The following is an 8,159-nucleotide window of genomic DNA, read 5'->3' as shown; positions in this document are numbered from 1 at the left end:
TTTTACCCACTACAGAAATTATAGAGCCCCATTCTTTCATAGTGAAAGAGTGGTTTTTTTGTGTCTCAATCCCACCAAAAAAGACCAGTGTGCACACACCAGTCTTTTCTGATAGATTTCCATCAGTATTGTAAGTTCGTTAAAATATTAGAGGATGGAAATAGTTATGAAAAAAAGTATCTTGTAGGTTGCTTAGTCCTACAAGGGTTATTATAACAAACTCATCTCAGTCTAAACAAGGTTAGAAAAATTAGAATTCAACACCACGAACATTACTAGTTTTTAATAATCCAAGTCTATAACAGCTAAAAAACAGACAAAAAACGCCAGCATTAGACTGACGGTATTTGTTTAGTTTAATCCTAATGTCAACTAATCAAAGGCACCACCCAATTGACCCAGGCCCAGGAAATAGGCATAACCAGAATCATGGCTGGAATCATATCTGCTGTTGGGAATTGACGCAGTTTCATAATACGAAAACCTGTCGCAATCATGAGGAAGCCCCCGCAAGCCTTAAAGTCTCCAATCATGGCTTTTGTTGTTAGAGGGAGAATGAAACCAGCACTCACAAAGAGGAGGAAGAAAACGATAAATTGTGGAATGGCAATCATGGAGACGATGTAGCCTAGACTACAAGAGAAAATCATGGCCGTAAAGAAATCTAGGATAGATTTGGAAATCAAGATGGAAGCATCACCTGTCATCCCAGACTCAAGGCTCCCGTAAATTCCTGTACCACTCGCACAAAAAAGGACGATAACTGTCAAGAGCTGTGCATAAAACTCATCGTGAGCTAACCCTGTTTGTTTGCTTGGCGTAATCTTGGACAAGCCTTTTTCCATAAGTCCAGCCCCCTTGTTGATGAGGTTTCCAAACTTTAGGGCTAGTCCAATGATGGTACCGATAACCACCGCGAAGATAACCGCAGGCATGTTAACCATATTCATAATAGCACTAATCCCCATAACCATAGAGGCTAGGCCAAAGATAAGGTTAAGATTGTCCTTGAAATCATCTCTGAGATAGTCTCCAAAGAGACCTCCAGCGATTCCTCCTAAAATAATAGATAGCGAGTTGATGATAATTCCAGTTGGCACTTGTGATTTTCCTCCTATTTGTTTTAAATACTATAAGTTTAGCATTATCAAAGACCGAATGCAAAATTGTCTTGTTTTTACAAACGTTTTCTTGAAATTGTACCTTTGAAATGATACAATAAATGAGAAGGTAACGAAATAGCCTTATCTAAATCTATTGCCGATATTATTAGAGTATTGTTCATAAAAAAAAACAAGGTAATAACTCTAATTTATAATCTAATATAAAGTGTAAAATGAGACTATTGTTAAATAGATTCTCAAGAAAGGATAAAAGATGATTCGTTTTGAACACGTAACGAAACGTTATGAAGATAAAAATGCTCTCTCAGATCTTAACCTCGAGATTCGAGATGGGGAGATTTTTGGGCTGATTGGTCACAATGGAGCTGGTAAGACCACGACCATTTCCATTTTGACGTCTATCATTGAAGCTAGCTACGGTGAAGTTTACGTCGATGATATGGCCCTCAGTCAACATCGTGATGCTATCAAGAAAAAAATCGCTTATGTGCCAGATTCACCGGACCTATTCCTAAATTTGACGGCCAATGACTATTGGTACTTCTTGACACGTATCTATGATTTGGAAGCTAGTCAGGTTGAGGAACGTTTGATTGATCTCATGGCTACCTTTGACCTAACGGAAAGTCGCTATAACCTTATTTCTTCCTTCTCTCACGGTATGCGTCAGAAGGTTGTTGTCATCGGTGCCCTTTTGGTTAATCCACAGATTTGGGTTTTGGATGAGCCTCTGACTGGTCTGGATCCACAGGCGTCTTATGATTTGAAGGAAGCCATGCGTCATCATGCCAAGGAAGGTAATAGTGTCCTTTTCTCAACCCACGTTTTAAGTGTAGCTGAGCAGCTCTGTGATCGTATTGCTATTTTGAAGAAAGGAAAACTTATCTTCCAAGGGTCTCTAGCTGAACTGAAGTCTCAGTACCCTGACAAGGATTTGGAAACTATTTATCTGGAAATGGCTGGACGTAAGATTGAGGAGGTATAGTCATGAACTGGAACCATGTTTGGGAGCTTTTTAAAATCAATCTCCTCTACGCTAATCCTCAAGCAGTAACTAACCTACAGAAACGTCAGGAGAAAAAGAAAAAAGCCAATTTCTCCATCGTTAATGCCATGCTTAGACAACAACTCTTGATTCTAGTTGTTTTTACGGTTGTCTATAGCTATCTTTTTGTAGGTGTCGATTATAAGGCCAATCCTGGAGTCTTAACCCTATATCTCTTGACATTTTCAATCATGGGGCTTCTCCAGACCTTCACGGCTCTTTATAGTACCTTTTATGACAGTAAGGATAGCAAGGCTTATCTGCCTCTTCCCTTGAAGCCAGCGGAAGTTTTTTTGGCCAAGACCTTGTCAGGTTCTATGGTCGGGATGACCTTCATGGTGCCTATCCTTAGTCTTCTTATCCTAGCTTACTGGCAATTTATTGGCCCATTGGGGATAGTCGTCGGGCTTCTGACCTTTATCGTTTCTCTCTTTATCAATCTCGTTTTTTCAGTGATTCTGTCTAATAGTATTGGAACGCTGATTGTTCGCAGTTCTCATAAAAAGCTCTATTCAACCATTTTGATGACCCTGTCAACCCTATTGATTATGTTCCCTATTATGATGGTTGGTTTTATTAAAGGCTATGTTGATGGTGCTGGACAAGCCAATTTTCCCTTGCTTCCTTATCTAAGAGGTTACTATGATGTCGTAGCTGCCCCTCTATCTCCAGAGGCCCTGCTAAATTTCTATCTTCCTCTTATCTTAGTGCTTATCTTGGGCTTTTGGTTTTATAAGGTCAGAATGCCTCGTTATTTCCACGAAGCCATTTATAACCAAAAGGCTAGAAAGCCTCAGGCCAAAGCTGTTACTCGAAGCCAAAGACAGGTCTTGATTCGCCATCATTTATCTACTTTGGGAAATTCAACCCTCATTATCAATACCTATGTGGTACCAGTATTATATATGATCATGCTGGGTGGAGGTGCGTTCTTTTTGAAAGATTTAGGTCCAGACTATTTCGGGCTCATGCTTTTAGTCGGAATTGCCTTTGGTTTCTTTTCAGCGCAACCAACAAGTTTTCTTGGGGTGGCAACTTCCTTAGAGGGAACAAACTTTGACTTTATCCGTAGCCTGCCAATCAATACGGGTGACTATCTTCGTCAAAAGTTTTGGATTTTCTATGGCTTGCAAGTCGGTGTATCCCTCTTACTAGGAGGACTTGGTTTAATATTCCTTGCACATCTCCATCCTATTTTGGTGGCAAGTTTCGCTCTTGGTTTTCTCGTAACAACCTATCTTGTAGGTGGCTATTTCTTTGAACGTGACCTTAAATTATTGGAAGTGAATTGGCAGGAAGTCACTCAGCTCTTCAATCGGGGTGGCGGACAGTGGCTCTATATGGGTATCTTTATTCTTACAATTTTCATCGCTGCCTTGCTAGGAGGTATTGTCTTCTTTGCAAGTAAGTTCTGGATTGCCCTAGTAGTCAACGCTATAGTATCTGGGCTTATAGCTTTAATTGCCCTAATCGTTTATCTCTTTGTTGATCGCAGACGTTGGAAACGTATTAGAGCCATGTTTTTTGCCTAGAACAAACTGTTTAAAGAGTCTCTCCGATAGGAGGGATTCTTTTTTACTGAAAATCCTTAATATGTAAACTTATGCATTATATATGTTAAAATACCTGAATTTAGTGTATAATCATAAATATGAAACGAAATTTTGACTCAGTAAAACGCCTGGTTATCAAAATCGGGACTAGCTCTCTGGTTTTACCATCAGGGAAAATTAATCTTGAAAAAATTGATCAATTAGCTTTTGTTATTTCTAGCCTACATAATAAAGGAATTGAGGTTGTTCTCGTATCCTCTGGTGCCATGGGCTTTGGTCTCAATGTGCTAGATCTTGAGAAACGCCCAGCAGAGGTTGGTAAGCAACAGGCTGTCTCAAGTGTAGGGCAGGTGGCCATGATGAGCCTTTATTCTCAGGTATTTTCACATTACCAAACTAAGGTATCTCAGCTGCTTTTGACGCGTGATGTGGTCGAGTATCCCGAGAGTTTGGCCAATGCCATCAATGCCTTTGAAAGCCTCTTTGAACTGGGAGTTGTTCCGGTTGTTAATGAAAATGACGCTGTCAGCGTAGATGAGATGGATCATGCGACTAAGTTTGGGGACAACGACCGCTTGTCAGCTATCGTAGCTAAGATTGTTGGTGCTGACCTACTCATTATGTTGTCAGATATTGATGGGCTCTTCGATAAGAACCCAAATGTCTATGAGGATGCCACCCTTCGTAGCTATGTCCCAGAGATTACAGAGGAAATTATAGCCTCAGCTGGTGGTGCCGGTAGTAAATTTGGTACAGGTGGTATGATGAGTAAGATTAAGTCAGCTCAGATGGTTTTTGAAAATCAAAGCCAAATGGTTTTGATGAATGGTGAAAATCCACGTGACATTCTTCGTGTCCTAGAAGGAGCCAAGATTGGTACACTCTTTAAACAGGAGGACTAAGATGACATATATCGATACATTGGGCCAACAGGCCAAGGTGGCAGGTCGTCGGATTGCTAAATTGTCAACAGCAGCTAAAAACGACCTTTTAAATCAGGTAGCTAAAGCTCTAGTAGCTGAGAGTGCCTATATTATCACTGAAAATGCTAAGGATATGGCCAATGCCAAGGAAAATGGTATTTCAGAGATTATGCAAGACCGCTTGCTCTTAACGGAAGACCGTATCGCAGGGATGGCTGAGGGTGTCCGTCAGGTGGCAGATCTTCAGGACCCAATCGGTCAAGTAGTTCGTGGCTATACGAATCTGGATGGTCTCAAAATCGTTCAAAAGCGTGTTCCTATGGGTGTTATCGCTATGATTTTTGAGAGCCGTCCCAATGTCTCAATCGATGCCTTTAGCCTGGCCTTTAAAACTAATAATGCCATTATTCTTCGTGGAGGACGTGATGCCATCAATTCCAACAAGGCCTTGGTTACAGTAGCTCGTAAGGCTTTGGAAAATGCGGGTATCACAGCAGATGCCGTTCAGCTGGTTGAAGATACCTCTCATGAGGTAGCAGAGGAACTCATGGCGGCGACTAAGTATGTAGACTTGCTCATCCCTCGTGGTGGCGCCCGTCTCATCCAAACGGTTAAAGAAAAAGCCAAGGTTCCTGTCATCGAAACGGGTGTTGGTAACTGTCATATTTATGTGGATAAATATGCTGACTTAGATATGGCGACACAGATTGTCATCAATGCCAAAACCCAACGACCAAGTGTTTGTAATGCTGCAGAATCTCTCGTCGTTCATGCTGATATTGCGGAAGACTTCTTGCCTCATTTAGAAAAAGCTATTTCAAAAGTTCAGGCTGTTGAGTTCCGTGCGGATGAAACGGCTTTGAAACTTATGGAAAAAGCTGTATCAGCTTCTCCAGAAGATTTTGCGACAGAGTTTCTTGACTATATCATGTCTGTTAAAGTAGTAGATAGCCTTGATGAGGCCATTGATTGGATTAATACTTACACGACATCGCATTCAGAGGCTATTGTGACTCAGGATATCAGTCGTGCTGAGCAATTCCAAGACGACGTAGACGCTGCAGCGGTCTATGTTAATGCCTCAACCCGCTTCACAGACGGCTTCGTCTTTGGATTGGGTGCTGAAATCGGAATCTCAACCCAGAAAATGCATGCTCGTGGCCCAATGGGACTTGAGGCTCTAACCTCAACCAAGTTCTATATTAATGGCCAAGGACAAATTAGAGAATAAACAAAAAAGCTCCTCATGGGGCTTTTTTGGTCTATTTGCTAGAGTATAAAGCTTCTGCTATACTGGGGGTATCATAAAAAAGGGGGATTTTATTATGATTGAAGCCTACAAAAAATTTTGGAAGGGCTATGTAGATTTTAAGGGACGTTCAACACGTTCAGATTATTGGTTAGCAGTTCTAGCAAATACTATAGTAACTATCATTTTATTTAGTATAGTTATAGTTGTAATTGTTTTTGATAGTCCCGATAGTCATTATCATGTTATTCTTAACTTACTGTATCTGCTTGTAATGACATATTTTTTCGCTAGCTTTATCCCCTCTATTGCCCTTCAGGTCCGTCGCTTACGTGATGCCGGTTTTCATTGGGCATTGATTTTCCTACGTTTTGCCTCTTTTATAGGTGATATCGTACTTTTGGTTTTGTGTTGTCAACCAACAAAAGTAGAATTTCCTTTCAACAATTTTAATAATCTTCAGCAATGATAGTTACTTAACAGCCTCCTTAGGATGTTTTTTAGTCGATTTGCCAGAAGATTGGTCTTTTGGTATAGTAGAAGTATCAAAAAATGAGGAGATTTTATTATGATCGAAGCTTATAAGAAGTTTTGGAAGGGCTATGTAGATTTTGAGGGTCGTTCAACACGTTCAGATTATTGGTTTGTATATTTGGTAAATGTATTGATTACCTTTGCTTATTTCTTGCTCCAAGCAGTATTTGGAGGACTTGCAGCTGCAACTGATTCAAGCTTTTTGGCTGTTATTTCACTTATCCTCCTACTTATCTTTTTTGCCTATGGTATTGCTGCGTGTTTACCTGGTATTGCTCTAACGGTTCGTCGTTTGCGTGATGCTGGCTACAATTGGCCGTATATTTTTGTTGCATTTATCCCATTTGTAGGTTGGATTATCCTAATTGTTTTGCTATGTAAACCAACTAAAGTGGAATATCCATTCAATAACTTCAATAATCCACAGCAATAATGACAATCAACCAACTCATTGAGTTGGTTTTTCTGATGTCAAAAAAGCTTTATGTTAATGTTGCACATTTTAATATTTCTGATATAATCTTATCTGAGACTAATTGATACTAAAAATATATTTAAGAAATGTGAATACTCTATGAAACTACTTCGTAATTTAAAAGAAAAACGTTACCTTATTTTGACATTTACCCTACCAGCTATACTTTTGGCTCTGGCTATTGTCTTTTTGCAGCCGGCACACAATCATGCTAAGGTCCAAGTAAAGGTTGGTACTAAGCAGTCATCGTCAAGCAAGCCCAAGGCATCTAGCTCAAGCTCTTCGTCATCTTCTTCAACGTCAAGTGAGTCTTCGAGCGAATCGTCGTCAGCAAGCTCAACGGTAGAAGTAGCTAGTCAGACAGAGGCAAGCTCTACTCCTGCGGTAGTATCAGCCCCAACACCATCTTCAGCACAAGAGACTTATCAAGCGCCCCAGTATAACTATGTGCCACCAACAACTTATACAGAATCACATAGTGATGCCTCAAGCTATACAGCTCCTGCATACAGTGCAGATGTCAGCTCTGGGACAACAGAATAAGAGTTAGAGAAAAGGAATTTAGGATTAGAAATTTTAGCATTAGTGACAGGATTATCTAGTTTAGTCCTATTAGCAGCTTGTTCAAATCAGCAAATGGCTTGACTTCCCCAACTTCAACTTCATCAGTAGAGCAGTCACAATCAAGTAGTAGTGAAAGCTCTAGCACAAGTACTAGCTCAAGCTCTAGTCAAGAGAAAAAGGTAGATACCTCTGCCTATGATAGCATCATTAGTAAGTACCAAACGGCCGTGGCCAACAATCAAACGGATGCCTCACTTAATTCTTTCGTTGTGACTTATGCTAATTCTCAAACAAGCTCAACAGCTCTTAAGCCTTATGATCTCAAAAATGGCAACTACAAATTAACTGTAGGAACATGGAAGTCTTCAAATGGAAAGACCATTATCATTACTTCAGATGGACAGTTAGAACTCTGGGGGTCTACTTACCCTATTGACAAAGTCTCATCAAATCAATATGTGTCTGGCATATATACCCTAACTTATGTTGATTCTAGTCAAGTAGGGAACACACCAATTCAGCTTTGCCCTAAAGGAATTAGCGATGGTAGTGATGTGGGAGATAACAGTAAGGATCGTATCCTAGCGACGAATGGAGTACCATCTGAGGAAAGCTATTTTTACAGAGTGGATTAATCTTATCAAACGGTATAGCAACTAAAGAGGGCTCTTTGTCAACTGTAGTGGGTGACG

Annotated in this window: 9 protein-coding genes; 8 read left to right on the top strand and 1 reads right to left on the bottom strand. The window is 40.3% G+C overall.

Annotated features, from left to right (window positions below):
- Positions 1 to 368 precede the first annotated feature (368 nt).
- Positions 369 to 1,100, bottom strand: a complete 732-nt coding sequence (locus tag HMPREF2571_RS06675) for a DUF554 domain-containing protein (protein ID WP_013991143.1) — start codon at positions 1,098 to 1,100, stop codon at positions 369 to 371.
- Between the two features lie 277 nt (positions 1,101 to 1,377).
- On the opposite strand from HMPREF2571_RS06675, the gene HMPREF2571_RS06670 reads away from it, so the two are divergent.
- The 8 genes from HMPREF2571_RS06670 (at position 1,378) to HMPREF2571_RS06635 (ending at position 8,102) form a co-directional block, all read left to right on the top strand.
- Positions 1,378 to 2,109, top strand: a complete 732-nt coding sequence (locus HMPREF2571_RS06670) for an ABC transporter ATP-binding protein (RefSeq protein WP_013991142.1) — start codon at positions 1,378 to 1,380, stop codon at positions 2,107 to 2,109.
- A 2-nt stretch (positions 2,110 to 2,111) separates the two neighbouring features.
- Positions 2,112 to 3,701 (top strand): DUF4231 domain-containing protein, encoded by a 1,590-nt coding sequence (locus HMPREF2571_RS06665; protein WP_013991141.1) that lies wholly within the window; start codon positions 2,112 to 2,114, stop codon positions 3,699 to 3,701.
- 119 nt (positions 3,702 to 3,820) lie between these two features.
- Positions 3,821 to 4,624, top strand: a complete 804-nt coding sequence (gene proB, locus HMPREF2571_RS06660) for a glutamate 5-kinase (protein WP_013991140.1) — start codon at positions 3,821 to 3,823, stop codon at positions 4,622 to 4,624.
- Position 4,625: 1 nt separating this feature from the next.
- The gene (locus tag HMPREF2571_RS06655) at positions 4,626 to 5,876 is read left to right on the top strand and encodes a glutamate-5-semialdehyde dehydrogenase (protein ID WP_013991139.1); all 1,251 of its coding nucleotides are present in this window, start codon (positions 4,626 to 4,628) and stop codon (positions 5,874 to 5,876) included.
- A gap of 94 nt (positions 5,877 to 5,970) precedes the next feature.
- Positions 5,971 to 6,363: a DUF805 domain-containing protein gene (locus HMPREF2571_RS06650; protein ID WP_013991138.1), complete on the top strand. Its 393-nt coding sequence runs from the start codon at positions 5,971 to 5,973 to the stop codon at positions 6,361 to 6,363.
- Positions 6,364 to 6,462: 99 nt separating this feature from the next.
- Entirely contained in the window at positions 6,463 to 6,861 is a 399-nt protein-coding gene (locus HMPREF2571_RS06645) for a DUF805 domain-containing protein (protein ID WP_004183402.1), read from the top strand.
- Between the two features lie 141 nt (positions 6,862 to 7,002).
- On the top strand, positions 7,003 to 7,446 hold the full coding sequence (locus HMPREF2571_RS06640; protein ID WP_004183397.1) for a Wzz/FepE/Etk N-terminal domain-containing protein: 444 nt from the start codon (positions 7,003 to 7,005) through the stop codon (positions 7,444 to 7,446).
- A gap of 77 nt (positions 7,447 to 7,523) precedes the next feature.
- Entirely contained in the window at positions 7,524 to 8,102 is a 579-nt protein-coding gene (locus HMPREF2571_RS06635) for a hypothetical protein (RefSeq protein WP_014632639.1), read from the top strand.
- Positions 8,103 to 8,159 lie beyond the last annotated feature (57 nt).

It is taken from the genome of Streptococcus sp. HMSC068F04, assembly GCF_001837455.1.
Taxonomy (GTDB): Bacteria; Bacillota; Bacilli; order Lactobacillales; family Streptococcaceae; genus Streptococcus; species Streptococcus salivarius_D.
The sequence above is the reverse complement of the archived record's forward strand: the minus strand, read 5'-3'. Positions and strand labels throughout refer to the sequence as shown.